Origin of the sequence: Streptococcus caledonicus, assembly GCF_042656225.1 — a bacterium.
Lineage (GTDB): Bacteria > Bacillota > Bacilli > Lactobacillales > Streptococcaceae > Streptococcus > Streptococcus caledonicus.
The window spans coordinates 578,682-605,038 of sequence record NZ_JBHSOJ010000016.1 but is presented as its reverse complement, the minus strand read 5'-3'; the positions used below and the strand labels follow the sequence as shown (position 1 = coordinate 605,038).

Annotated in this window: 19 protein-coding genes, 1 pseudogene and 1 riboswitch; of the genes and pseudogenes, 2 read left to right on the top strand and 18 right to left on the bottom strand. The window is 39.3% G+C overall.

Features of this window, described 5'->3' with window-relative positions:
* Positions 1 to 195: 195 nt before the first annotated feature.
* Entirely contained in the window at positions 196 to 684 is a 489-nt protein-coding gene (locus ACFPQ3_RS06825) for a DUF308 domain-containing protein (protein ID WP_161980473.1), read from the top strand.
* Positions 685 to 748: 64 nt separating this feature from the next.
* Here the strand turns inward: ACFPQ3_RS06825 and ACFPQ3_RS06820 are convergent, their stop codons facing one another.
* From ACFPQ3_RS06820 to ACFPQ3_RS06765, 12 genes are all read right to left on the bottom strand, one after another.
* Positions 749 to 1,981 carry a glycosyltransferase gene (locus ACFPQ3_RS06820; RefSeq protein ID WP_198039873.1) on the bottom strand — a complete coding sequence of 411 codons (1,233 nt, stop codon included), beginning with the start codon at positions 1,979 to 1,981 and terminating at the stop codon, positions 749 to 751.
* Between the two features lie 13 nt (positions 1,982 to 1,994).
* Complete coding sequence (locus ACFPQ3_RS06815; protein WP_156805216.1) at positions 1,995 to 2,927, bottom strand: 3-oxoacyl-[acyl-carrier-protein] synthase III C-terminal domain-containing protein; 933 nt, start codon at positions 2,925 to 2,927, stop codon at positions 1,995 to 1,997.
* 11 nt (positions 2,928 to 2,938) lie between these two features.
* Entirely contained in the window at positions 2,939 to 4,219 is a 1,281-nt protein-coding gene (locus tag ACFPQ3_RS06810) for a F390 synthetase-related protein (RefSeq protein WP_156805217.1), read from the bottom strand.
* Positions 4,216 to 5,016, bottom strand: coding sequence for an MBL fold metallo-hydrolase (locus ACFPQ3_RS06805; RefSeq protein ID WP_156805218.1), 801 nt, complete (start codon positions 5,014 to 5,016; stop codon positions 4,216 to 4,218). The genes ACFPQ3_RS06810 and ACFPQ3_RS06805 overlap by 4 nt, the downstream gene beginning before the upstream one ends.
* Positions 4,991 to 5,989, bottom strand: a complete 999-nt coding sequence (locus ACFPQ3_RS06800) for an NAD-dependent epimerase/dehydratase family protein (protein ID WP_198039874.1) — start codon at positions 5,987 to 5,989, stop codon at positions 4,991 to 4,993. Before ACFPQ3_RS06800 ends, ACFPQ3_RS06805 begins: the two co-directional genes overlap by 26 nt.
* A gap of 236 nt (positions 5,990 to 6,225) precedes the next feature.
* Positions 6,226 to 11,235 carry a S8 family serine peptidase gene (locus ACFPQ3_RS06795; RefSeq protein WP_156805220.1) on the bottom strand — a complete coding sequence of 1,670 codons (5,010 nt, stop codon included), beginning with the start codon at positions 11,233 to 11,235 and terminating at the stop codon, positions 6,226 to 6,228.
* A 789-nt stretch (positions 11,236 to 12,024) separates the two neighbouring features.
* Entirely contained in the window at positions 12,025 to 12,675 is a 651-nt protein-coding gene (trhA, locus tag ACFPQ3_RS06790) for a PAQR family membrane homeostasis protein TrhA (RefSeq protein WP_156805221.1), read from the bottom strand.
* Positions 12,668 to 13,108, bottom strand: coding sequence for a DUF1836 domain-containing protein (locus ACFPQ3_RS06785; protein WP_380433856.1), 441 nt, complete (start codon positions 13,106 to 13,108; stop codon positions 12,668 to 12,670). Before ACFPQ3_RS06785 ends, trhA begins: the two co-directional genes overlap by 8 nt.
* Positions 13,109 to 13,210: 102 nt before the next feature.
* Positions 13,211 to 14,398 carry an MFS transporter gene (locus ACFPQ3_RS06780; protein WP_156805223.1) on the bottom strand — a complete coding sequence of 396 codons (1,188 nt, stop codon included), beginning with the start codon at positions 14,396 to 14,398 and terminating at the stop codon, positions 13,211 to 13,213.
* 59 nt (positions 14,399 to 14,457) lie between these two features.
* Positions 14,458 to 15,336, bottom strand: coding sequence for an Rgg/GadR/MutR family transcriptional regulator (locus ACFPQ3_RS06775; protein WP_156805224.1), 879 nt, complete (start codon positions 15,334 to 15,336; stop codon positions 14,458 to 14,460).
* A 56-nt stretch (positions 15,337 to 15,392) separates the two neighbouring features.
* Entirely contained in the window at positions 15,393 to 17,303 is a 1,911-nt protein-coding gene (locus tag ACFPQ3_RS06770; RefSeq protein ID WP_156805225.1) for an ABC transporter ATP-binding protein, read from the bottom strand.
* Positions 17,304 to 17,414: 111 nt separating this feature from the next.
* Positions 17,415 to 17,975, bottom strand: coding sequence for a GNAT family N-acetyltransferase (locus tag ACFPQ3_RS06765; RefSeq protein WP_156805226.1), 561 nt, complete (start codon positions 17,973 to 17,975; stop codon positions 17,415 to 17,417).
* 158 nt (positions 17,976 to 18,133) lie between these two features.
* Positions 18,134 to 18,225: riboswitch (THF riboswitch) on the top strand.
* 49 nt (positions 18,226 to 18,274) lie between these two features.
* On the opposite strand from ACFPQ3_RS06765, the gene ACFPQ3_RS06760 reads away from it, so the two are divergent.
* Positions 18,275 to 18,841 (top strand): folate family ECF transporter S component, encoded by a 567-nt coding sequence (locus tag ACFPQ3_RS06760; RefSeq protein ID WP_156805227.1) that lies wholly within the window; start codon positions 18,275 to 18,277, stop codon positions 18,839 to 18,841.
* A gap of 36 nt (positions 18,842 to 18,877) precedes the next feature.
* Here ACFPQ3_RS06760 and pyrE read toward each other — a convergent pair whose 3' ends face one another.
* The 6 genes and pseudogenes from pyrE to ACFPQ3_RS06730 form a co-directional block, all read right to left on the bottom strand.
* A complete protein-coding gene (pyrE, locus tag ACFPQ3_RS06755) occupies positions 18,878 to 19,507 on the bottom strand; it encodes an orotate phosphoribosyltransferase (protein WP_156805514.1) in 630 nt (209 codons plus the stop codon).
* Positions 19,507 to 19,835, bottom strand: a pseudogene (locus ACFPQ3_RS06750) (inorganic diphosphatase). Before ACFPQ3_RS06750 ends, pyrE begins: the two are co-directional and overlap by 1 nt.
* Positions 19,828 to 20,520: an orotidine-5'-phosphate decarboxylase gene (gene pyrF, locus ACFPQ3_RS06745; protein WP_156805228.1), complete on the bottom strand. Its 693-nt coding sequence runs from the start codon at positions 20,518 to 20,520 to the stop codon at positions 19,828 to 19,830. Before pyrF ends, ACFPQ3_RS06750 begins: the two are co-directional and overlap by 8 nt.
* Positions 20,521 to 21,192: 672 nt before the next feature.
* Positions 21,193 to 24,732 carry a chromosome segregation protein SMC gene (gene smc / locus ACFPQ3_RS06740; protein ID WP_156805229.1) on the bottom strand — a complete coding sequence of 1,180 codons (3,540 nt, stop codon included), beginning with the start codon at positions 24,730 to 24,732 and terminating at the stop codon, positions 21,193 to 21,195.
* Between the two features lie 47 nt (positions 24,733 to 24,779).
* Positions 24,780 to 25,466 (bottom strand): ribonuclease III, encoded by a 687-nt coding sequence (rnc, locus tag ACFPQ3_RS06735; RefSeq protein WP_156805230.1) that lies wholly within the window; start codon positions 25,464 to 25,466, stop codon positions 24,780 to 24,782.
* A gap of 2 nt (positions 25,467 to 25,468) precedes the next feature.
* Positions 25,469 to 26,332, bottom strand: coding sequence for a bifunctional methylenetetrahydrofolate dehydrogenase/methenyltetrahydrofolate cyclohydrolase (locus tag ACFPQ3_RS06730; protein ID WP_156805231.1), 864 nt, complete (start codon positions 26,330 to 26,332; stop codon positions 25,469 to 25,471).
* Positions 26,333 to 26,357 lie beyond the last annotated feature (25 nt).

Here is a 26,357-nt window from a genome sequence, read left to right as displayed (position 1 = left end):
AAAATAATAAGAGTTTTTTGACAACTTTTCAGCATTTTTCTATAATAAATTCATTGTATGAAATGATTGACTGTTGTGCTGAGCCGTTTGTTACAAATGTTTCTATGGGGATAACAGATTATTAGTAAGTCACCAAGATGACCGATTAAGTGTTACACCACTTTGTTATTTTAAAACATCACTAAAGGAGAAATGATGAAAACACTTTCGTTAATTATTAGCATTAGTAGTCTTATTTTAGGAATTTACCTGTTTAACCATCCATTTGCGGCTGTTGGCACAATCGCTTCGGTGATTGCCTTTGTTATTTTTGTAACTGGGCTTAATCAGTTGCGGCTTTATTTTTATTTACCAGAAACGCATCGTTCGCTTCGTTTACTCGTAAAAGCTAGCCTTTCTACACTTGTTGGATTTTTATTGATGACCAGCTCTGCCTTTTTCCGAAGCAATCTTATTCTTTCCATGTTATCGCTATGGTTGCTTATTTTAGGGATTTCACGTTTGATGATGGGGACTAGCTCTCTACAAAATCGTAATGATAAACGGCAAACCTGGGGCATTCTTGGCATCGGGTTACTTCTCTTTATTGCACCAGTCTTTTCTTCTGTTTTTATCGGAAAATTCTTTTCTCTAATTTTTATCATAATTGGTGCTTCGACCATGCTATTGGGCAAACGATTCTAAATGATAAGAATGATATCCATATCATAATCTTCTCGCAAAAGTGTGTTGTTGCGGGAATTTTTTGTTATTGGGTTAAACGGTCTATTTCTTTTGCCAAGAGTAGACTACTAGGAGTATTGTTAACCTCTTTAGCATATTTTGGTAAATTAGGCCAATCAGTTGTAATTAGGTTTTGGAAAGCGTCTAAGACTGTTTTCAGTTTCCTATTTTTAGCGTATATTCCTACTTGGAAATAATCAGCTCGCTTGGCAAAGTCATATTGGTCAAAATCCATTGGGATAATGAGGGATGGAATCGTGTTGGCAATAGCTTTGTAGAAAATCCCTGCTGCTCCATGGTGAATCACATAGTCTATATTGGGCAGATAAGCATCGTAAGGAATATAGGAACAAGTGTAGAGATTTTTATCAAGTTGAGAGATTTTCTTGGTAGTCCCCTCTGTAAAAATAACTAAGAAATTTGGGTACTGTGTTGCAATGGCCTTTGCTACATTTCGAAAATAGTCTTTAGACCATTTAACAAGTGTCCCTGAGGTCACTAAAACGACTTTCTTATAATCTAAAAAATTTACTGTATTTCCAATAGAATGGGAGGGATGTTCAGTTTTAGTCAATGGGTATCCGATAAATGTTAGCTGTTTAGGTAAATCCGTCCGAAATTCCAAAGACTTAATACCATAAGCTACGATGGATTCTCTAGAATAAAAATATTCTAAGAGTGGCTGTTTTTGGTTCTCATGCCAAAGGTGAAAATCTTTCGGCAAATATGGTTTGCACCCTAAAAACATGAGGTCTTTGCCCCATTTTAGACCTTGATTTGCCAATTTATTAATGACCTTATTTTCAGAATAAGGGATTCTGAGAAAGGTTGGCGTGGCATCGTAACCTTGACTGACAAATGGAATTGGAAAGGCTGAAATGAGAGGGATACCCGTTTTATCTGAAAGGTATTGAGCTGTAAATAACATCATATCTGCAATAATGAGGTCTGCCTCTATTCGCACGATTAATTCAGAGGTAATAGTTGTCAACAGTTTAGCCACTTGTTTGAAGGTTTTAAAACTTGATACTAGGTTTAATTGGTTAGTGGAATAGGCTAATGTATTGATATCCTCATCATCATGGTAAGTTGATAAAGGCTCAAATTGAAATCCGTTAGCAATTACCTCGTTTCGGCGACTAGAAGTGGTATAAACGGTAAAGTTGTGGTCCTGTTTTAGTGGTATTAACAAATCCATTAGTGGTAAAAAATGACCTGCCATGGGGATTACAATTACCGCTACTGCTTTCTTTTTCATTAGCATTCCCCGCTCATAGCTGCATCAGCAAGATATTAGTCGTTAAGCCAGCAGCCGTTCCAACTAAAATGATTTTATCTCCCACTGTTACCAAGCCTTCATCTAGTGCATAAGCAAATGCAAAAGGAACAGAGGCTGAAACCATGTTGCCATAATCAGAGACGATATTGATGTACTGATGTTTTTGAACACCTAGCTTTTCCATGACTAAAGGCAGAGCTTTGCTAGCTTGATGCGGGATAAAGAACTGAACATCACTGGTATTAAGCTGATTACTAGCCAAGAACTCCTGAACCATTTGAGGAACCTTCTTAACACTAAGTCCTAAAATCCGACGTCCTTTCATATCAAACATGAAGTCTTCTTTAGTTTCCTCTGCATAAGTGCTTGGATGTATAGCAGATAGCCCAGCACGAATTTCGGTATCGTGTGCTCCTTCTGACCAAGTGCATTGTTTGGCGTCAATGATACCAATTTCTTTTTCAGTCTGGCGACCAAAGATAAAGGCTGCTGCTCCATCGCTAAACAATTCAAAACTTTCTTTTTGTTTGGGATTGAGTGCCAATGACCCCACCTCGCTAGACACAATAAGTACATTATGATAGCGCCCCGCTGATATGAGATAAGACATGGTATCTAAAGCAGTGATAAAACTTGTACAGGTAGTATTGATGTCCATAGCAGGAATAGCTGTTCCTTTGGCAATTTTTTCATGAATCAAAGCCGCTGTGCAAGGAATTGGCTGAACATCAACAGCACTGGCAGAGACGATACAGTCAATGTCGGTGATTGATAGATTAGTTTTTATAAGGGCTTTCTCAATCGCTTCGACAGCTAAACCTAGTTGATTTTCAGTGCCAGAAACACGATAGCGAGTCTGGTTACCAAAGTGGATGGTTTGTTTGGGTAATGCTGTTCCATAACCTTTAATCATTAATTTTCTCATAAATAATCTCCTTAGTGCTGTTCTGAGAGAGGCATTTTTTGACAAATACGCTTTAATTTTTGATTTTTTTGCAATTGGTAACGTGTGAAAGTAAGATTGATTGGCTTGAGATGATATACATGAAACAAGGTTTGAAATTCAGAGACAATCTCTGATTGCTGCTGCTTTGTTAGCTCGTTGATAGCAATTTCAACATCTTGTTTTGACACTTGAGAAACTTGATATTCTCTGATTCCGTCGACAAATAATAGGCATCGTCTGATAAAATCTGGATACATGACAACAGTCTCATTTTGTTCGGATTCAAAGTAAAAAATATCATCTGAACGGCCTTCAATTTTTTCAATGACTTGTAAGAGAGAGCCACAGGGACACTGCTCCTTACTCTCTACTAGAATATCATTCAGCCGATAACGGATGAAGGGTTGGGATTTCCGTTTAAAGTCCGTGATGATTGGATAAAACCGTTTATCATCTATATACTCTTTTTCAAACCGAATCCCATCTTCGTTGAGATGGAGCCTCCCGTGCTCGCAAGTATAACCTAAAAACCCTTCTGTCGCTTGATAAATTTGATGAATAAAGGGTTGTTGAAACACACTTGCAATATACTCACTGTCTCTTTCTTCTAAGACTTCAGCTACAGAAATGATTTTTTGAGGTTTGATGACTAGTTCCCCTTTTTCTTGGAGGGTCGCTAATTGACAAAGAACAGAGGCTGGCGCCACTAAAATACTGGGTTGTAGCTGATTAAGGCCGTCTAGGTGTGACGTTATTGATTGACTCATGTCATAATAATGAAGGGTCAAAAAGGGAGAGTTCACTTGCTCATAAAGATTGTTGTTAGCTCTTAAAAAGAAGGCTAGCTGATGACCTAGGAAATTTTTTGAGGGAAGAAGTTTGGCTAAAATGGTCCCGGCCCAAATGGCTTGTTCTTCTGGACTGGTGAGAAAAATCCCTCGATGTCCAGATGTTCCAGAGGAGAGACCGACAGAAATAGAGTTGATCGTTGGTGAAAACTGGCGACTTCGTTCACTGTCAATTGCCAGGTTAAACGCGTCAGCCTTTTTAATTCCTACAGTATTTAACTCATCAAAATGAGCCATCATAAAGGATTTATCCATTGAAATTTGAGTAAGGTTAATCCCGTTTTTAAAATATGGTGAAAAACGTTCAATATAGGCTAAATGCTTTTGGATTTGACGTCCTTGGTAAGTTAGAAGAGCTTCTCTGTTCTGAAAGTGTCTATATCTAGTAGTCATAAAGGCTATTAAAAATGGTAACCATTTCATCTTAATACCCTCTCAATTCTCTCTTCTTGGTCGTGACTGACTATGATATCAATGCCAGCATTTTGCAGTTGTTCTAGCACTTGGATGCTGTTTTGGTATTGGTCAATATTATTTTGGAGCAATCGTGGAATTAGTCGCATTTGCTTTGTCAAGGGAATGAGTGGAACGCCCCAAGCAACATCTGCTGCTAAAAAAAGGGATTTTTCTGGGAAGAAAAGACAACATTGTCCAGCTGCATGTCCTGATAATTCTGTAAAAAGGATACTTTGGTCTCCAAAAAAATCATAGCTGGGAAGGTGAGGAAAGTTTTTATTATCCTGATAATTTTCAATTGTTATGACACGTTTTTCAAAATCATCTGGTAAAAATTCTTTGAAAACTAGGGCTTGTAAGTATTTTTTTTGATAATCTTCAAAACAAGTTTTGGTCATAATAATCTTAGCATTCGGAAAATCCTTGACCTGACCAATATGATCTGGGTGTAAATGTGATAGGATTAGGTAGTTAATGGATTGAGGGGAAATGCCTCGTTGGTTTAATTGAACACTGATAGCTTGTGACGGTGTCATTGTGATTGGGTTTGGTAGGCGGTAAATCCAATATTTCAGATTAGGTGACATGATTTCAGGAGCATAGCCTGTGTCGTATAAGATATAGCCATGTTCACGATGTTTGATGAGAAAGACCCCTGCTGGAAAGTGTATCGTTTCCTTTGGTACACCTTTAAAAAGTCGTTGCTTTTGGTTTGTACAGTAACCGCAAGCAAAGTACTCAATGCTTTCGATGGTAGTCAACATACTTTTGCACTCCTTCTACGATGCTTAATTTAGGACGATACCCGAGTTCACGTTTGATTTTATCAATAGATAGGGTTTGGCTATAAGCCAGTAAATAGAAGGTATACCGTGTGAGCGGTGGCTCTTTTTTCAAACGGCATTTAAGGAAAATACCTTCGATAAGTGTGACGATAACTTCTAATGGTTTTGCTGGAAGTTTGCGATAATGAGGACTATTACCAGAGGCTTTAAAGAATAGATCGAGTAGGTCTTTAAATGGCATTGGTTCATCGTTAGTCAGATTATAGATTTGTCCAGGAGCTTTCTCGTGTTCGAGACATAGTCGAATCGCATAGGCGACATTTTCAACACAGGTCATATCAACGAATTGTTTCCCTTTATTAAGGAGAGGGATACCTATGGTATTATTGGTTCGTAACAGCCTTGGTACAATGCTGACGTCACCGATACCAAACAACCCACGAGGCCTTAAGACGACAGTTGGGACAGCGGATTGGGCCACTAACTGTTCAGCCATTAGCTTACTTTTGATGTAATAGTTGAGATTATTTTCAAGAGGAGCTTCTTCTTCTGAAATGTTAAATTGGTGGTCAGCTTTGGCATAGATGCTGGGAGATGAAATGTGAACAAGTCTCTTGATATTTAGCTCCTCGCAAACAGTTAGCACATTTTGAGTTCCAATAACATTACTATGATAAAAGTCTTGCCATAGGCCCCAAACATCCGAAAGTGCACCGGCATGGATGATTGCATCTACCCCCAAAGCTGCTTTTCTGACATCCTCAATATTTGTTAAGTCCCCTTTGACAAAAGTAACCTGTGAGCTTTCCAGAGAATGTCCGACTATCTCATTGCGACCAAATGCAACTATTTGATAGCCTGAGCTGACTAATTCTTCAATGATATACTTGCCTAAAAATCCAGTTGCCCCAGTGATTAAAACACGCAATTTGTTAGCCCTCCTATTTTTCATTTATGTTAATGAAAGCGATATCTTAATGTGTGTTATTATAACATGATTTTAATATTTTGTATGTTAAAAACATGAAATCACCACTATTAATCAGATACAAAAAAACTCAAAATGACTGCTAAAAAAGTATGTCTGTTTATCAGTCCTGTGACTATTTTTACAGACATACTTTTTTGTATAGGCTACCTTATCTTGCGTATCAAACCTTTAATATTTCTTTAGAATCTTAATAATGGTTATTCCTTTTTGTTTCGTTTAGACAGACTAAAAGCAAGTCTGCTCATCATCAGTAAGCCTAAACCAACTAAGACATTCCAAAATGCTGATTCTCCTCCTGTTTTAGGTAATTTTTTGCTAGTGGAGAGTTGAACTGGGAATTCGGATGTTTTACGGTAGTTCACTTCTTGGCTAAGATTCATTTTTGGAGCATTTATCTGATACTGCTCTTGTTCTTGAAGTGCTGATTCGTTATGAGTATCAGTGGTTTCTGAATCTGATTGGATGTCCCGTGCTTTTTGAGCCCCAGCATCTTCTGTACTAATTTTTGGTATTTTATTAGTAGTTTTAGAGTTGTCTTCGTGGTTTGTTTTTGGCAATTGTTCTTCTAATACCGTTACTGTAAACTCTTTTTCTACTGATTGTCCATACTGATCTTTCAAAATGACTTTAAAGGTTACTTTTCCTTTTTTGCCGTATGCAATAGGGACGCTCCAGCTAGCGGTAATACCTTCAGGTAATTCCAAGAGACCGTTCAAATCATAAGTTTCAGAAATGTTGATTGTTTCTTTTCTCAATGTTGCGTTCAGGTGTTTATCGCTTACCACTGTAAAGGTGAAATCTTTTTCATTGACTTTACCATTTCTAAACAGTCTGACCCTAGCGGTTACTTGCTCTGGTTTTGAACTATCTGGAACTGTAATCGGACGAATTAGAGTAGCGCTAACATCCTTAGGTAAATTTAAAATCTGTGTGATGTCATTAAGCTCATCTTTTTTGAAAATTTGTTTAGTCAACTCGGCTGTGATAGATGAGTCTTGGTTAGAGGCTAGTTTAGCGGTTAAAACTTGGGTTGTCTGGCGACCAAAAATGTCTGTTAAGACAATTGTTGTTGTGACTTCACCCTTATCACTAATTGAAGTTTCAAGAATGTCAACCTTAGCATGTTTAGGAACATCAATCAGTTCAGTTATCGTTGTCAACTCATCTGCTGTGATGACCTGTTTTTTCAATGTCGCTGTTAGATCAAATGGTTTTTCACCGATGGTGTGTGTTTCTTCTGTAACATTTCCGGCCTTATCAACTGCTTTAATCCGAACGACATAAGTATTAGGGACTTCTTCCAGTTTATAATAGCTCAAAGGCTTTTCGCTGTCAAAGTCAAACGGTTTACCATTGATGGTGATGATGTTGTTAGGGGCTGTTTCGTCCCAACTCCAAATATTGTCCTCTAGTTCGATTTCAGGAATATCCGTTTCAGCCATCGTTGGCTTTAAGTTGGTTTTAATTGTTGGGGCTTGATTATCCTCTTTAACTGTTAATCTGATTGTTCGCGCATTTTCTTGGTCATCCATCAGTTTGATTTTGATTTCATCATCTTCTTTAACAACTAATTCATGTTTGAACGGTTTTTCGTTATCACCCTCTTTTTGGTATTGGTAATGGGTTGCGATATTGTTGCCGTTTACGGTTAAGACCCATTTGGGGCCGTTATCTGCGACGGTTCCCTCCAAAACAACACGTCCATTTCGAGCATAGATAGTGCCGTCGATACTAGTTAATGCACCATCAGCCATATTGTCTTCGTCATCGTATAAATCAATCTGATTTTTCAACTGCAAGCGTGGCGCGTGCTCATCGTAGTAGAGGATATTGCCTTCTTCCATGACTAATTTATCGTCTTTATCGTAAATTTTGATATTGATGATGTTAAAGCCTTCTTTGATGAGGACAGGATAGTCTTTGTAACGGTATTGTCCATCTTGGCTAACTGTCTCGAATTTTTGACTAAATATCGGAGAGTAGTCTTTTGATTGTCCCATTTCGGAATCTGTCGCACTCTTGTTGGTTGTGGTTACGACAGCATAGTGATTGTTCTGAATAGCCATATTTAAATCATAATAAAGCTTCCCATCTTCTTCGTTAATCTTACTTTTTCCAGTAAATTTACCGTACATGGCCCAGTTGAACATGTTGATGTAGGCAGGCTGATCCTCAGCCTCTTTTTCTTCATGAGGTTCTGACTTGATATCCTGATCAAAGAGGGATTTTATGGCTTCGTCTAACAGTGACAATCTACGGCGAGGTTGGTCTTTCTCTTCGTTTAGAATAAATTCTTTTTCTTCCGATGGGTTGCCGGCAAAGTCCATAGCTTGCACTCTCAACCGATAAGCGTCCAATTTATCAACATCTTTGATTTCATAGGTATTCTCTGCGACTTTAGCAACAGAAACACTTTTGCCGTCTGCCATGGCAAGTACTTTCCAAATCTTATGATTATCGGCCGTTGTGATGGTAACTTTGCTCTTGTCCTCATTCAGTTCAGCAGTCATGGTAGGGTCAGTATTATCTATCCTAAATGGCAGGTACATTGTTTGAACCGGAGATGAGTCATGGATTTTGGTTCGAATACGGTAGTAATATTGTCCCTCTGGAACCTCCTCATCATCAGCTATTTCAGGATTATAGACTTTCCCTTCCCACCTGAGGTCGGACTCTATTGCAGCATTTGCAGCGTTAGCATGATTAGCCTCGGTCAACGTGCTGTAGAATAATTTGCGTTTGAAATGTCCTGTTTGAACAACTTGTAGCACCTTGCTACTCTCTTCTTTTCCATCAACGATGGCCACTTCGTAATCACGAACATTTCTCAAGAATGATAAACGAGGCACAACGTTCCGGCTGCTTGCTTCAGAAGTATCACGGCGGTTGGTAAAGGCGATGTTATCAGGGTTTGGAACATCACCTTTGTTTTCTACACCTTTTTCAAGGTAACTAACAACATTATGTCCTTTTCTACCGTCGTAAGCTGTGAAAACACCGGTTAGCCCAGCTAGGTTAGATTTCTCCCATCTAGGGGCATCAATCGCAGGCTCAGCACTCCAATCGCCCTTGAAGCCAAAGTAAGGTAAGGAGAGTTCAGGATGAGTTTTATCTTTTGGTACAAAGTAAATAAAGCCTTCAACAAAATCATCTTTAACCTGTCCAGTTTTCAGTTTGAAAGTGACAGTTGCAGAACTATTTGGTTGAATTAGTACCTTATGGTCACTGGTTAACTCACCGCCATCAACTGCTATAGGGTGAACTTCGTTAATATGTTCTGTAAAGTTTCCTGCCTCATCTTTAGTGAAAATGGAACTGGTGGCTTCGCGCTCAGTTTTGGTTTTCTTGATAACAGTCTCAGACAGAACTTTACTGTGTTTGATGTCAAATTGTTGCGCAGTATCTCCAAAATTGTATAGGGTTGCGGTAAATGTCACCTCATCAGATTTGATTTCTTTCAAGGTGACAACGCCTTTTTTGCCTGTTCCAGTTGCAAATACTTTAGTGGATAAAGCGGCATCAGCATCAACTAGACCAGCACCTTGTACTCTTGGAGAGTATTCCAAATCACCAGTAGTTGAACCGAGATCTTTTAGAGGCTTAGCAGTGTTCATGAGTAAGAGCTTGTTAAGCTCTACATTTGAAAATCCTTTGTAAAATCCTAGGCGTTCTTTGCTGCCAGTGATTCCTTTAATTTTATCGGAAAGGAGCGTGCTGACTCCTGCAACATATGGAGATGACATAGAGGTTCCTGACATCACACCGTAACTGCCATCGTTAAAGGTCGAACGAATGTCTTGACCTGGAGCAACTAAATCAGGCTTGAGTTCTAAATCGCTGGTCGGTCCCCAGCTAGAAAATCCTGCAATGCGGTCATGTTGTGAGAGCACATAGGGTGATTTTTCGGTAGTGAATCGAAGTTTGATGGTTTTTGTATCACCGATATTGGCGATTGGTTTGACTAATTGTTCACCAGCTTTCCCAGAAACTGAGACATACCAAAAATCAGAAGTTCTAATATGTTCGTAGGACGTAATGAATTTATCTCGATAATCTTCACGGCTAGCATGTAGAGGAGCATTGATTAGAATAGCCCCAATAGCTCCAGCATCTTTTAGACGTTCAGCTTTTTTATAAACAGCATCTTCACCACGATAGATTAAGGCAACCTTTCCTTTAAGCTTGTCTCCTAGTGTTTCAACATCTTTTTGCGTAGCAAGGTTAGCATTAACCAGTTCAACAGTCTGTTCCTGTCTTGGTTTGAGGTCTTGGGTGGCTTTTCCGACATTCCAATGTGGGTAAGATTCCCCATCGACAATCATGTTTTCTGCGTACAGCACCTTGTTTTGAACAGCTCCAACGCCAATAGCTTGAGGAGTTGCTGCAAGAGCAACCATGGCGGCACTATCTTTCATCGCTAAACCACGGTTAGCATAATGGTCATAGGTGCTACTAGAGGTAGAAGAGGAGTAATTTCCGATTGAGGAGACAATAACCACCCCTTTATCCACCGCATTTTTGATTGTTTCACCATGGATATCTCCAGGTAATCCAGAACCCTCAAGTCCCAGGCTTAAGTTAACCACATCTGCCCCGTGTTCAACGGCATCATTAATCGCGTGATCCACTGCATCGTTTGCTCCTGGCGAGATTTTTTGAGTACTGTCAGAAAAGGTTTTGTAGCCAAGCAGTTGCGCATTGGGAGCAACACCGATAACACCGTTAGGATCTTTACTATTTCCTGCTAAGATACCTGCGACATGCTGTCCGTGAGGGTCTGGAACGTCATCCCTTAGTCGAAAATTCCCCTCAGTATAGTTATAACCGTGAGGAATTTTAGCGGTAAAGTCGGTGCTCCCGTCTTTTTTCTCAGACGGTGTTAGTTTGCTAGAAGAAACAGCGTCATCGTCTAATCTCAAGTCTGGATGACTGGTATCGACTCCTGAATCAACCAGTGCGATAATTTTACCCCGCCCATCAACATGGTGTTTTTGACGAACATCTTTCAACTCTTCTAACGCCTCTTTCAATGGTGCTTGATCAGAAGAGACTGTATTTAATTCTGACTCTTCCTTGTTCGGAGTATTAGCTTGTCCAATCTCGTTATTGATCAGAGGTTGTTCAACTTCATCAGCCCATGCCACGGATGTGCTAGCGCATCCGATTACAACAGATGTTGCAACTGCAACAGATATTTTTTTATTCATGATATTCTCATCTTTCTAAGTACCTCCATTCACAGAATAAATTAAGATGATTAAGATTAAAAATTAAGAATTAAATTCCCTTATTCACAACAATTTTATTAAGGCTATTAAAACGAGGGTCTCTTAATTAGACGGTATTGTTCTTCTTTGTGCAGTGTTTTATGGCATTTCTTCGGAACTAGAGGGGATAGAGCTAAGCTCAGAAAATATAGCATAATTGTTTACTGGAGTTAAGAAGGGACATATCGTTGAATGAAGAGTCAATGTTCGCCAAAGAAAATCACAATCAGGACATATTTCAGATCAAAGACTGCATATTAAATAGATGTTTTGCATAAAAACTACCCCAAAAGCTTATGCGAACAGTGTTCTAATAGTCTCAATGAGATCAAAGATAAATAGAGCCAAAAGTTACCTCTCTAAGTAATAGCAAGTGCAGCACTCAATTGATATTGATTAGAAAGTGACTAACTTTTATGCAGGGAATCTGCCTTCTCTAGTTGTTCTCGTGATCTAGATTTAAGGTGTGAATATCGGATACAATCATATTTTACTAAGAAGTTATTTAAATTGTCAAATTTAAATATTTCACTGCTGTATCTGTAGAAATAAGTCAATAAATTGGGTAATTTGTGTAGATTTCCGAACTCTCACTGAAAAAATAACTTCCATAGATTAATAGGGAAACAAAAAACAAGGATTCCTTCTAAAATTTAAGTAGATTCCTCGTTTTTGGGCTTAATTTTGATTGATTGGTTTCATATTAATCACAAAGATTGATAATGGATCTTATAACATGTAAAAGACAATGGCGATATATTGTAAGGCTGAAGCAAGCAAAATGAAAAGGTGCCAAATCATGTGGAAATAGGGTTTCTTCTTAGCGTAGAAAATAGCTCCAACGGTATAAGATAGTCCTCCTGCTAACATCAGTGCCCAAAAGATGGGACCTGTTTGTTGCAGGATGGCAGGTAGGATAAAGACGACCAACCATCCCATGATAAGATAGAGGGCTAAACTAAATTTTTCATTGATGCGCTTGGCAAAAATTTTATATAGAATCCCAAAAATTGTGATCCCCCATTGTAAAACGATTATGGCATAACCTAACCAACCATCCAACAAGGACAAGGCTACTGGAGTGTAGGAGCCAGCAATTGCAATGTAAATCATACTGTGATCAATGATCCTCAGAACGTATTTATGGGTCGAGCCATAGGACATGGAATGGTAAATCGTTGACGATAAAAACATTAAAAAGAGGCTAATCACAAAAATAGACATTCCTACCGCAGCTCTCAAATGGTAGGCATTATATGCGTGAATGGCCGTAATTGGCAATAAGGTGAGCATGGCAACAGAACCAATTGCATGAGTGACACTATTAGCCACTTCCTCGCCAAATGAGAGTTGTTTACTGAGTTTTAACGTTCTAGTCATTGTTTTGTCCTTCCATTTCTAAGGTTAATAGCCGAGCTTTGTAATAGAGTTTTAGAGCGTCGCAGGCTGTCTTGATCACCTCAGGAACGTCCCTGTCCGCCTCATTCATGCAAGACGCAAAATCATCGTACATCTCCTGAGAAGAATAAGTTTGCTGCAAGAGGTTAAGGGCTTGACTGATTTCCTGAATGGAAAAGACGTTTTTTAAGAAGGTAATGGCAATCAAGCGAGCCAACTGCTTCTTCTGATATTTTTTCTTAATCGGCTTATCTACATAACCGTGTTTGACATAGTTATTAACCATGGATGCTGTTAACCCTTTATCAGTTAGGCTTGTCTTAACTTGGGTCAATTCATTGACCATCAACAACACTTGATCTAAATAAAGATCAAGATTGGGGAGTTCATGCCAATAAGGAATTTTTGTCATGATATATCCTATCTAGTTTTGATAACTAGATTATACCATTTTATAAAAAAGGTGCAAGAAAAAAGTCGCTAATGAACGATTTTTAGAGCTTTAAAGGCTGTGGGCTTATTTCATCTGATGGCTGTAAAGTAAACTTAGCATACCAGTTAACGTAAAGCCTATTCCAATCCAAAGGAAACTCCAAGGAGAAATACTTGCAGACCAGAGAGTCATGGTCAGAGTTCCTAACGGCATGAGTAAGATAGCCACGGTATAGATGGTTGAAATCACGCGTCCCATATAGGCCTTTTCAACGAGCTGTTGAACTTGACTGAAAAAATGGATATTGAATATTGCCATACTGGCTTCAGACAGAAGGTTGCCAGCATAAGATAGGTAAACTGGTAATTCTAGCACAGCTGCAAGTCCAATAATGCAAATACCAAGGCCGCTTATCATTAAAAAAATAAGCATATTGTGTGTCTGGTTTGACACTTTTCGAGCTAAAACAGCTCCGATTAAAGCTCCTATGGCTGCCATTGTTAGTAAAGTTGCATAGGCAGTGTCGTGGTTAAGGATTTGATTGCTAAAAGGTAAGAGAAAACCTAACATAGCCGCAAATATATTAAGCAGAGAAGCGATTAGAAGGAGAAAGAAGACGTCTTGCTTTCTGCGAATATAGGTAAAGCCTTCCCAAATATCACTCAAAATACCTTTAACATCAATCGTTTCTGCTCTGCTATTCTCCTTAGAAGCATCAGGTTGATGGATGAGATAGAGTGCGAGAAAGGATAGCAAAAAAGTGACGCTATCAATGACTAAGGTCATGCGGATACCGACGCATTTTAAAATCCAATAGGCTAATAGCGGGGCAGAAACCTTGATGATTTGGACAGCAGTCTCTAAATCCGAATTGTAACGAACCAAATTATTTTTGTCGACAATTTCTGGGACGTAGGCCTTGTATGATGGACTTGAAAAGGATGATGAAATCGCTAAAATCACATTAACACCAATAAGGCCATAAAGCATGGCTGTCTGATTTGGTAGAAAGGCGACGAGCAAGCAGACAACTGCTCCTAGCCCATCCGTCCATAATAAAATTTTTCGTCTGCTAAAACGGTCAGAAATGGCACCACCAAATGGATTGAGGATAATTGACACCAATAACTCAGCGATTTGATAAATCCCTAAAAATTGTTGCCCTATGGTTCCCATTGTCGCCATAAAGGTTGTGTTGCCATAGTCGAAAAGAACATCACCAAGTTTATTGATGGCACGGCTAAGTAAGAGTTTTACCGCATTTTGATTCATAAAAATGACCTCCTAAAAATGATAGTTCTAGTCTATCGTCATTTTAGGAGGTTTTGATATTATTTGTAAATATGGGAATACTTTTCGAGTTGACGTTTCAAGTGCTCTTGGTAGGTTTCTTGATGATAAGTAGCTCCTATCCAGTCAAAAATTTGAACTACTTGCCTCATTTGCTGCTCACCAGTTTTATCCCCTGAAGCATAGGCTAGCAAACCTTTAAAATAAAGCTGGAGAATACGGTGATAGGCATTACGCTCATTGTCCAACAGGGGCATCAGTTTGTCGTGATAATGCTTCGCAGCTGTTAAATCTCCCCTGTCAATACAGATTTCGATAACATTAAGTAGCGTCGCTTCGATAAGATTTCGGTGGGTCGCAATATCTTGGTAAAGTTCTTTACGCTGCAAGACCTCATCAACTAGTCGATACATATAACTTGTTTCATAAAACTTAAAGAGATTGCCAATCAAAATCAATTCAAAAATGGTCCAATTCTCAGTGCAAAAGAGGTGATCACTGACTTGGTCTAGGTCTTCTTGTCTCATCTGACGACTAGGGTTCAAATCACAAATCATCCCACGGAATAAAATAGCATTGAGGCGTGCGACCTTGTTTTCTTGGTCTGCTAATACTTTGTTTTCCTCATCGACAACCATTTGCTCTAACCGTTTAATGTCTTTACGGTAATGAGCGCGTGCTAGTTGTGACATGAGCTTAATCTGTTCGGCACGCTCATAGTGATTGACTCGCCCCATAAATTCATCTGGTGTCACATTGATTTTTTCTAAGGCATCGAAAAATTTAGTCACGGATAAGTCTGACTCCTCACGCTCAAAGCGGGATAATTGTGAAACCGATAGACCGTCTCCAGCAACTTGTGATAACTTCATTTGCCTATCTAAGCGAAAGGTTCTAAAAATGTTTCCGTAATGTGTCATGTCACCTCCATTGACTAGGCTATCAACAGCCTAATGTCCCATTTTAAACGCTTCTCTTACTCCACCTGCTCGCTCAAGGTCTCCCATTCTTCCATCAAGACCAGTTGTTCTTCCTGAATGGCGTCTAATTCTTTTTGGAGGTCAGCGAGTTGACCTAGATCGTTGGTTGTTAGCATGTCATCATTGATAGCCGTCTCCCGTTGCTCAATGACGTCAAGGCGTCCTTCGATTTCTGCGATGCGTCTTATGAGTTTGCGGAGCTCTTTTTGGTTGGCTTTTTGGCTTTGATAATCGCTGGCGCCAGCTGATGGAAGATCTTCTATAACAGCGATATCTTCGCTTGCTAGTCTTACCAACTCCTCCTGCTCTGCTTTTTTCTCCAAATAATAATCGTAATCACCGAGGTATAGGGTTGCGCCAGTTTCAGAGATTTCAAGGACTTTGCTTGCAATTCGGTTAATGAAATAACGGTCATGGCTGACAAAGAGGAGGGTGCCATCAAAGTCAATCAAGGCATTTTCGAGGACCTCTTTACTGTCGATATCTAGGTGGTTGGTCGGCTCGTCTAGGATGAGGAAGTTGTTATTCTGCATGGACAATTTGGCGAGTAATAGACGCGCTTTTTCTCCACCAGAAAGCATGCTAACGGCTTTTTTAACGTCATCTCCTGAAAAGAGAAAGGCTCCCAGACGGCTTCTAATGTCAAGCTCTGGAGTGGTTGGAAAGTCATTCCAGAGTTCATCAAGGACGGTGTTGGCCGGTGTCAGGGATGATTGAGTCTGATCGTAGTAACCTACCTCGACGTTTGCCCCATAGACTGCTTTTCCTTTGATAAAGGGAAGCTTACCGATGACCGATTTGATAAAGGTGGTTTTACCGATACCATTTGGACCGACAACAGCAATAGCATCCATTTTCTTAACATCGAGTGAGATGGGTTCTGCCAAGATGTCCCCGTCATAGCCAATCGCTGTGTCAGTAACCGTTAAGACCACATTTCCAGAGACTTTGTCCGAATGGAAGGTCATGTTGGCTGATTTTTGCCCTGCTGTTGGTTTGTCAAGCTTTGTTATTTTCTCAAGCTGTTTCCGTCTCGCTTGCGCACGTTTGGTGGTTGAGGCGCGGACGATATTACGCTGGACGAAGTCTTCTAACTTTGCAATTTCCCTAGCTTGTTTTTCGTAATTTTTTTCCTCGGTCGCTAATTTTTCAGATTTAAGGTCCATGAAAGTTGAGTAGTTCCCAACGTAGCGATCCAGGCTATGTGGATTGAGGTCATAGGTGATTGTAGCCACCTTATCCAAGAAATAGCGGTCGTGGCTGACGATAATCAGTGCCCCTTGATAATTGACCAGATAATTTTCCAACCAAGCAATGGTGTCAATGTCTAGGTGGTTGGTCGGTTCGTCCAGAACGAGTAATTCAGGTTTTTCAAGTAGCATTTTAGCGAGGGCAAGGCGCGTGTTTTGGCCACCAGATAGCTCTGAAATGGTCATGTGCCACATACTCTCATCAAACTTAAAGCCGTTTAAAATCGCTCGGATATTACTTTCATAGGTAAAACCACCATGCAGACGAAAATCCTCAGATAGCTTATCGTAATCTGTCATCAGTTTATCAAGGTCTGAACCGACAACTTCTGCCATTTGTTCTTCCATACGGCGCAGTCGTTTTTCATCTTGCCTAAGGTCATCAAAAACGTGTAGCATTTCATCATAGATGGTATTTTCTGAGACAAAGCGACTGTCTTGGGCAAGATAAGACAAACTCAAGTCACGTTTGGTATTGATCTCCCCAGATGTTGGCGCTTCTTCACCGACTAAGATTTTCAGCAGTGTCGATTTCCCAGCTCCATTTCGTCCAACAAGGGCAATGCGATCACGCTCGTCAACTTGAATATTGATATTATTAAAGAGAACGTCTCCCGAGAAGGAACGTTCTAACTTGTTTCCACTTAAAATAATCATGCTTTTAGTTTACCAAAAAACAAGGAAAAAATCATGGGTTTGTTGAGGAAAAAAGGGATAAAAAATAAGTCTAAAGCAGAAGAGCTCAAACCTATTTTTTCTGTATTTTAGTTAATCAGCTAGCCAATCGCTTTTTAAAAGGCCGTAGCAAATATAATCATAAATCTTACCCTTTACTTTCATAGCTTGCCTAAAAGTACCTTCATAGCTCATGCCAGCTTTTTCAATCACACGACCAGAAGCAATATTTTCAGCTAAGAAACCTGCAACAATACGGTCAAAGTCTGCTTGGTCAAAGAGAAAATCTATAACAGCAGCTAGAGCCTCAGTCATCACACCTTGGTTCCAATATTGTTTACTGAGAATGTAGCCAATTTCAGCTTCGTTGACATTGGTTCGTATGGAGACAACACTGATGTCACCGATCACGACTGTCGGATTATCATGCAGGGTTATCGCCCACCGAAATACCTCGCCTGATGAATAATCCTTCACGCGCTCAGTCAGAAATTCTTCTGTATCAGCTAGCGTCTGATGAGTCTCCCAAGGAACGTACTGAGTATTTTCAACATCAGAAGCCCAATTCTGAAACATGGCTTTAGCATCTTCTAATCGCCACCGTCTCAAAATGAGCCGGTTTGTTTTGATTGTCTGGGTACCAATAGGCTTCATAAGGATTCCTCCAAGAAATTTTAGTCTATTTTACTATAGAAACACCGAGTTGTAAATGAACATATATCAATAAAATGTGGTTTTAAATTATCGGTTTCGAGCTTTTTGTATTGTTTACTCTCCCTTCCTATGTTACAATGATCTAGTAAGTTTACTTACACAGAGTAGATGATTCGCGTTAAGTGTGTGTGAATGGGATGTTGTCGCACAACGAAGCCTTATGGCGCGGTGAATCATTGCATCCGCTGTTAATCAAGAACGCTTGATGTAACAGCTCCAATAGAAAAGGAGCCTTTTTAATGAAAACTTTTTTCAAATTGCCTAAACTGACCACGCAACGCCTCGTAACGTTAGCAATGTTAGTTGCCATTGCCTTTGTCATCAGTCAATTTGACATTCGCATTATTCCTAATCAGTTACAATTTACCTTTACATTCTTGGTAAATGCTGTTATTGGGGCTATTGCTGGTCCAATCTGGGGCTTTTTTAGCCTTGCTGTTCTAGACTTATCTACTATTTTTCTGTCACCAGATGCAGCTAATTTCTTGCCAGCTTGGACATTGATGGAAGCGACTACGGGTCTTCTCTACGGCCTTTTATTTTATGGAAAAGAGCTGAGCTGGACATCTAAAAAGAATTGGATTTATGTCAGTCTTGCCATATCAATCATCATGTTATTCAGCACCTTTATCATGACTCCATTGCTGTTACAAATTTACTTTAATTATGGATTTGTAGCACAGTATATCGCTGGTCGATGGTTGAAAATCTTTGAACTTCCTATTCGTATCATCGCCACTATGGCCATTCTCCCACAATTACAACGTATCCCTGAATTGCGCAAATTAATGGGACTAACTAAATAAACAAATAAAGAGCGTTCATCCCCGCTCTTTTTTCGTTTAATCCTGCCAGGTTTCTTGATTCTCTTTGAATTTCTTCAATAATTGTAGCCCATCAGCTGTGATATAACCTTGTACCTTAGCTACCTTGATTAACTCAGTGTAGTTAGATAGGGTGACCAACTTGACCCCTGCTTCTTCAAAGTTTTTAGCTGCCTTTGGCAATTCATAAGTGAAGATAGCTGCTACACCAAGCACATCGGCGCCTTCACGTTTAGCAGCTGCAACAGCATCAAGCACTGACCCACCAGTTGAAATCAAGTCCTCAATGATGACCATTTTTTGACCTTTAACCACGCGCCCTTCAATCTGATTTCCTGCTCCGTGATCTTTTGGTTTGCTACGGATATAGGCAAACGGCAAATTCATCTTATCAGCAATAATGGCACCGTGAGGAATACCCGCTGTCGCTGTTCCTGCAATCACTTCCACTTCTGGGAAATGTGCTTTGATCTGTTCAACAAAGCCATTTTCAATGAGTGTGCGTGTTTCGGGATAAGACAACGTAATACGATTGTCAGTGTAAATCGGTGACTTGATACCAGAAGCCCAAGTAAACGGCTCCTCAGGTTTCAAATAAACTGCCTTAATATCCAATAAATCTGATGCGATTTGCGCTGCTAATGTCATCATTTCTCCTCCTCTAGCATCTCAATGCTTGATGTAAAGTATTGTTCGATAAAATAAGTCTGTGACTGAATATTAAATTTTCTCCCGGAGAGGTTAGTACCCACTTATCCTGTACATCATTCTCTCGATGGATAATAGCAACTAATTCTCTCCAAAACGTCTGCAATGGTTGTGAAATTTGCTGAGAGATAACGTAAACATCTTGCTCCTCACTATCTCCTGCTAACAATTCAGGGATGTAACCATAGTTAACAGGATAGGTATTCCCAAAATGATCTCGAAACCCCATAGGTCTATCAATGATGACCTGATAACTCTTTCTAACCATTCCACTCTTCCTTAATCGCTTGGTAAGCCGTCACAGGATCCTCTGACTGTGTAATTGGTCTTCCAACGACGATATAGTCTGAGCCGATAGTTCTCGCTTCACTTGGTGTCACGACGCGTTTTTGGTCACCAATAGCAGAGCCACTAGGACGAATCCCTGGTGTTAGGCAGACGAAGTTGCTTGATGTAGTTGATTTGATGGCTTCAACCTCATGAGCTGAGCAGACGACACCATCTAGACCTGCTTCTGCTGTTTTACGAGCGTAGTTGAGGACAGAATCTGTTAGACTGGTCTGAATATTTTGGTCAGCCTGCATTTGTGCTTCAGAAGTTGAGGTTAATTGGGTCACGGCAATCAAGATTGGTCCTTCTCCCAACCCTTCACGCGCAGCCTGCATCATCTCAACACCGCCAGCCGCATGAACATTGGTCATATCAACCCCCAATGCTGCCAGCACAGCCATTGCGGAACGCACCGTATTGGGAATATCATGCAGTTTCAAATCAAGAAAGATGCTGTGACCTAGTGACTTGATATAGGTCACAATGTCAGAACCACAGGCATAGTAGAGCTCCATCCCCACTTTGACAAAGAGCTTTTCCTCCTTAGGAAATTGGGCTAGAAATCCCTTAACATCCTCAAACGTTGGGAAGTCAAGGGCAATAACAGGACGATTTTCTCGCATGGACTAGGTTTCCTTTCTACAATAAAAACCCTGTCCCAGAGAGACAAGGTTTACGCCACAATAGACCTAAAGCGACACCAGCTTTAACTCTTTTTCTTTGTCGTACGACCAATCCTCAGAAAGGTCACCTTGCCAACCTCTCTGGATTGACTTAAAGGTTAATTTACTAAATTATAGGTTAGTTTTTGAGGAAAGTCAAGAAAAAATGTGAGATTAAACTATTTTGCGAAACCATTGGGCAATGCGATACCTTGTCAACAAAGTCAGCAATATCAGAATTACCAGACAAGGAAGTACGAGGTGAATTCCGAGAGAAAACCACGTAGTTGTATCGACTAAATTTAGCGAGCCTAGAATAATGTCGTCTCTAAGCCAAGGAGCAACAAAACAGTAATCTTTTGATAATCTTCCACGATATGAGCTTGTAAAATACTATCAAAAATCACGACAGCTAATAAGAGAAACATGCTGATAAATTATAGTTTCAACCCGAACTGCATGGATTTATTAGGACATCATAAAAAACTCTAATGGACAATCGTTTTATCAGAAGCCATTTTTTTATTTATACCTTTCTCACATATACTATACCATGTTTATCACAAAATACAAACGATTACAAGACTGTGTGCAAAAAAAGGAGCCCGTTCCTAAGAACGGATCCCCATTAGTCTAGTTAACCATTTTCTCTGCATCTTTGAGTTTAACAGAGACAATCTTAGACACTCCTGATTCCTGCATGGTAACGCCATAAATACTATCAGCAGCTGCCATTGTCCCTTTTCGGTGGGTCACAACGATAAATTGACTATCTTTGTCAAAGCGATTGAGGTAATCGCCAAATCGTTTCACATTTGCTTCGTCAAGGGCGGCTTCAACTTCGTCCAAAATCACAAACGGAATCGTTTTAACGCGAATAATTGCAAATAGCAAAGCTAGGGCTGATAGTGCTTTTTCTCCACCCGACATGAGATTTAATGACTGAATTTTTTTACCTGGTGGTTGCACAGAAATTTCTACTCCTGCGGTCAATAAATCTCCCTCTGTCAAGATAAGATCAGCAGTCCCTCCTCCAAACATCTGGGTAAATGTTTGCTTGAAGCTTTCGCGAATGGCTTCAAACGTCGATTTGAAACGCAGTTTAACTTCATCATCCATATCATGAATTGTATCCAGTAGCAAGTTTTTAGCGTGAATCAAATCATCTCTCTGCGTACTTAAGAAAGTTAAACGTTCAGAAACGTCATCATATTGGGCGATAGCATCCAAATTTATTGGACCTAATACTTTGATTTGACGACTGAGATCGGAAAGGTTTTGACGCGCTAAAGCTAGATTTTCCAGTGGATTAGCTTGAATTTTAGCTTCCTCAAAACTCATCTGATAGTCTTCGGTTAATAAACGTGCAAAGTTCTGCAATTTTTCAGAGAGATTAGAAATCTCAGCCTCCAGTTGTGCTTGCTGACGAATCAATCCTTCATTTTTATGACTTGCTTTTTGTAATTGTTCTTCTATATCCTCGAGACTTGCTTCACAGTCTTCAACTTCAAATTTTAGGCGAATCAAAGCTTGTTCAGCTTCAGCGTGGCGCCTACCGGTTTCTTCTAATTGTTTTGACAGAATCGGCAATTGCTCTGTATCAATAGTTGAAGGCGCAGCAGTTATCCAATTTCCCAAAGTAACGATTTCTTGATCTAAAGAGCTAATTTCAGATAAGATACGATTAAGGTTTGCTCGTTCAAAACGCTCTTCACTCATGTACTCTCGTTCTTCAAGACGATATTGCGATAACTGCTGATTGAGTTCGGTCACCTTAGCAGTGATACTATCTTTATCTCTCTTGATTTCTGATAAATTATCAGAAACTTGTTTTTTCTCTTTTTCAATAGCTAAAAGCTGTGCTAATAAGTTCGATTTTTTTTCTTCTAATTCATGAGTGGCTTCTTGATCTGATTGGCTCTGAAGAGCTGTGCATAGCTTACGAACTTGTTCTAAGCGCTCTGATACTTGCTTATAGACAAACTGGGTAGTCTGTTCTGATAACCTAGCTTTTTCTCCAGAATCTTTAATTTTGACAAGTTTGTCCTCGGCCTCGCGAAGTTCTTTTTGACTCTCTTCAACGATTTTTTCCTGTTGGCGTAAGCTATTTTGTAATGAAGATAATTCTTGCTCTAAAGCATCTAACTCAGGTTTAATAAAAGTCGTTGAATTTTGACGATTAGAACCGCCAGCAAAAGAGCCTCCTGGACGAATTTCAGAACCATCAAGTGTTACCAAACGAACTTGGAAATTGACTAAGCGAGCTGCTGAATTAGCATGATCAATGGTCTCAAAAATAGCCGTTGTTCCCAACAGATTTTCAAAAATAGTAGTTAATCTTGGTTCAAAAGTCACTAAATCATTCGCAAATCCAAGAAATCCATTGGCTGTTTCAAGTTTTTGTCGATTAAAACCTGAAACTTCACGGGATTTAATCGTCGTTAGAGGTAGAAATGTTGCACGTCCAGAGCGATTTTTTTTCAAAAAATCAATACCAGCTTTTGCAGAAGCCTCATTCTCAACAATGATATGTTGACTAGAACCACCAAGAGCAATTTCGATAGCTGTTTGGTAAGTCGTCTCAAATGTCAAGTGTTCACTAACAGCACCGATAATGCCTCCAATCTGAGAGGCGTTTTGCAACACTGCCTTAACGCCAGCAAAAAAGTTGCTGTGATTTTTTTGAATGGCCAAAAGAGACTGCTGACGCGCTTCCTTGTTTTTAACTTGGTCTAATAAGTCAAACATCTTTTGTTGCTGAGTTTGGTAATTGTGTTGAATGTGTTCAAGCTTTTGAGCAACTGTCTGATATTCTATTAAAAGTGTTTGGACCTGATTAACAATTTCTTGGTGCGCATGTTTTTTTAGCTCTTCATCCTCTTCAAGATCTGCTTTTTCAGCTAAAAGTCCTGCAAGTTCAGTTGATTTATTTTCGAGAGCTTGGATTCTATTATCAATTTCAGCTTGTGTGGATGTCAGTGCATTAGAAAGATCAGCTTCTTTTTCCATGAGCTTGACAAAGTCTTCACGAAGATTTTCTATTAATTGATTTGGATCCGTCGAAAATTTTTCTAGTTGAGACTCTATCGAACAAATTTCAGATTTTTTGATATGCAATTGTTCTGTAATTTCTACCAAGAGAGCTTCTTTTTCAACTTTGGAATGTTCAAGAAACTCTTTATCAGCTTTCATCTGATTGAGACGTTTACCTGCATCAGCCTTTTTCTCTTCATTTTGACTTGATTCAAGTGTTAAAAGATCAATTTGCCTTTGTAAATCTGATTTCAAACGTGTCAAATTCATAAGCTCAGTTTGGTATTCGGAGCTTTGGTTATTCAATTCATGACGTTTGGTTTTTAATTTTTGATTTTCTTGTTCTAAATAGTCACGTTGTTGATAATAAGCTGTCAGTTCTTCTTTGGTTTGGGCTAAATCATTTTCTTTGCTCTGCCATTTTTCCCTAAAAGTAATTATATCATGAACAAGGATATCGAGTTGGAGAGCTTTTCGCTCCGTTTCTAATATTTGGAAACGCTTAGCCGTTTCAGCTTGTTTTTCAAGAGGTTTTAGTTGATTATTAAGTTCATAGATAATATCTTCTAAACGGTCGAGATTGTCCTGGGTCTGATTCAGTTTGGACTCAGTCTCTTTCTTGCGTGTTTTGTATTTGAGTACTCCCGCCGCTTCTTCGAAAATTGCACGCCGTTCCTCAGGTTTTGAATTAAAGATAGTTTCCACCCTACCTTGGGAAATAATCGAAAATGAGTCTCTCCCTAGACCTGTATCCATAAAAAGATCATGGATATCTTTAAGACGAACTTTTTTACCATCAATTAGGTAATCGCTATCCCCATTACGATAAATATGGCGCTCAACTCGGATTTCTTCTGGTTTATCAGCAATAAAACCATCTGAATTGTCCAATATTACTGTCACTTCAGCATAATTTAAAGGTTTTCGATTTTGCGTACCAGCAAAGATAACATCTGGCATCTTTCCGCCACGTAAGCTTTTGGCCGAAGATTCCCCCAAGGCCCAACGCAAACTTTCTGTGATGTTTGATTTTCCAGAACCATTTGGTCCAACGACCGCTGTAACCCCTTGATCAAATTCCACTTTAGTTTTATCAGCAAAAGATTTAAATCCTTGCATTTCAATTTTTTTTAGAAACATAATGTCCTCAGTAAGAAAAGTCGTGGTTCAATAACCACTTTGCAATATTATTGTAATTGTTCAAGTGCATTTTTAGCTGCTTCTTGCTCAGCTAATTTTTTCGATTTTCCTTTACCTCTACTTAATTTTTCGCCATTAACTAAAACAACAATCTCAAAGACTTTATCATGAGCTGGACCTGTTTCATTAATAACCTGATAGGTAATCGTTACTTCTCCATTTACTTGAAGTAGTTCTTGTAAGCTGGTTTTATAATCTTTAACGCGTTCATAATTACCAATTTCAACTTGCGGAATCATCACTTGATTTAAGAAGTCTTCAACTGCCGAGATACCTTTATCTAGTAGTAAAGCTCCTAAGAATGCTTCAAACAAATCACCTAAAATTGCTGGTCGATTACGTCCGCCAGTTTTTTCTTCACCACGACCTAACTTGATGTGATGTTCAAAACCACATTGCCGTGAAAATCCAGCCAGTGATTCTTCACGGACAATCGTTGAACGCATTTTTGACATGTCTCCCTCTGGCATATCAGGGTATTTTTTATAAAGATAACGAGATATGGTTAATTGTAGGGCAGCGTCTCCTAAAAATTCCAAGCGTTCGTTATGTGAAATATTTAGGGCACGATGCTCGTTAGCATAACTTGTATGCGTAAAAGCAGTTTCTAGAATCGCTTTATTTGTAAAAACGATTCCGAAACGATCATTTAAAAGTTTTTCTAATTTATCCATTTTTATTCCTCTTTTGAAGAAGAGCTACGCAAAGCTGCTTTATAGGTTTGCTCTAATAACATGGTAATTGTCATCGGCCCTACGCCACCAGGGACAGGAGTGATAAGACTAGCTATCTCAGCTACCTCATCAAATTTGACATCTCCAATTAATTTTCCATTTTCATCACGGTTCATGCCTACATCAATGACAACGGCGCCAGGTTTCACAAAATCCTTTGTCACAAAATGCCCACGACCAATAGCGACAACTAAAATGTCTGCTGTTTGACAAACTTCTGGTAAATTTTGTGTTTTTGAATGTGTCAGTGTCACTGTTGCATTTTGTTCAATAAGCAAGTGTGCCATAGGTTTTCCAACAATATTGCTACGGCCGATAACAACAGCCGTCTTACCTTCAATCTCTACCTGATATGCCTCAAGCATTTTCATAATACCAGCTGGTGTACATGGGACCATCACCCGATTTCCAGACCAAAGATTTCCCATATTTGTTGGATGAAAACCATCCACATCTTTTTCAGGGTTAATAGCTAATAAAACGTTTTGTTCATTAATATGTTCTGGCAGGGGTAATTGGACTAAAATACCGTGAAATCGATCATCTTGATTATATTTTTTTACTACATTTAGGAGGGCTTCTTCAGTTGTTGACTCTGGCAAGCGCACAGTCTCACTCAAAAAACCTGCTGCTAGGGCAGAGCGTTCTTTATTACGAACATAGACTTGACTTGCAGGATTATCTCCAACTAAAATCACGACTAGACCTGGAACCACACCGTGCTGACTTTTTAAAAGTTGAACTTTTTTTGATAATTCATGTTGTATCTGCTGAGCCAAACCTTTTCCATCAATTATTTGAGCCATAAACAATCCCCCTTTGAAAGATAAA